Source organism: Okeania sp. SIO2B9 (assembly GCF_010672505.1).
Taxonomy (GTDB): domain Bacteria; phylum Cyanobacteriota; class Cyanobacteriia; order Cyanobacteriales; family Microcoleaceae; genus Okeania; species Okeania hirsuta.
On the sequence record NZ_JAAHGK010001732.1, the window covers coordinates 1 to 1,204 of the forward strand.

Here is a 1,204-nt window from a genome sequence, read left to right on the forward strand (position 1 = left end):
CTCTTTTCCTTCACGACGCTCTTTCGATCTTATTAAATCATGTAGTAGACGGTTTCATCTTATATCATGTCCGGTTGAATACTTACACTTTGGAAGAAGGAAGGCATAAGGCAGAAGGCAGAAGGCAGAAGGCAGAAGGCAGAAGGCAGAAGGCAGAAGGCAGAAGGCAGAAGGGAAGAAAAGATTAGAAGGGATAAAGTTTTTTTATCACGCTCTTATCCGGACATGATATTACAGCATATTTTATACCAAATTCAAGCAAGATTGTTACAGTAAAATATAGATGCTTAACGGAATTGAAAAATCTTCACTGTTTATTTCTTATACCTACCACCTACCACCTAACACCTAATACCTTGAATAGCCAATGTAGCAATATTTTTTGAAAATGGTATTAGTCAAATGATGTACAAGGTAAATGGTGAAAATCTTGTAGTGCAGGCATCTTGCCCGCTTCGGGGTGTACTTCATAGAGTCACAAAGTGCTGTAAATGTTGCAATAGATGGATAAACCCAACAAAAATCTTTCTCCCCTACTCCCACACTCCCCTACTCCCCCACTCCCCTACTCCCTATTCCCTACTCCCTGAAATAATATCCTCAGACAAAGATTTCCAGAAAGGATTATTTTTTCCTAAACGGGTTGTATTTGTAGCATCATGGATACTTCCTCTTAAATTCTGATAATATTTATCGTCCATAAAATTAATATTTAAACTAGCATCAGCTACTAACCTGCGGAATTTTTCCTGAGTATAATCTCTACCATTAATTAATGCTCCTAGGGGGTTTGAAACTAACAATTCTCCATTCACTACCACCGAATTTACCATATTTGGCCACCAAGAATAACCGCTATATCCAAACATAGCTGGTACTTGAATAATCTGGTCATCACTTAAATTAAATTCCCGCTTCAATTTGTCAATTAATGGGTCTAATTTTTCCCGCTGCAAATAGAGATTATGCTGAATTAACTTCTGATTTTTTAGCGCTGCTCGTACCGTTGTTTGAGTACTTAAACCACGATTTATTGCCGCTTGTCCATATCCTTGTAGACTCAATTCTTCTAATAGTTTTACCCCTGCTTCTGGACTAACAATTAACATTAAAGGTTTGCCAAATTTACTAGGAATAAAACTAATAATTTCATCTACATGACGAATCATTAACCAAGAAGTATCAATATCTACTGGCGGACCCA

At 37.2% G+C, this 1,204-nt stretch carries 1 protein-coding gene and 1 pseudogene; one reads left to right on the forward strand and one right to left on the reverse strand.

The features are described from left to right. Positions 1–188, forward strand: a pseudogene (locus F6K13_RS34035) (hypothetical protein); the annotation flags it as partial. 384 nt (positions 189–572) lie between these two features. On the opposite strand, the gene F6K13_RS34040 reads toward F6K13_RS34035, so the two are convergent. Next, positions 573–1,204, reverse strand: a 632-nt coding sequence (locus tag F6K13_RS34040) for a protein-arginine deiminase family protein (protein ID WP_287290071.1), incomplete at its 5' end; no start/stop codon positions are given.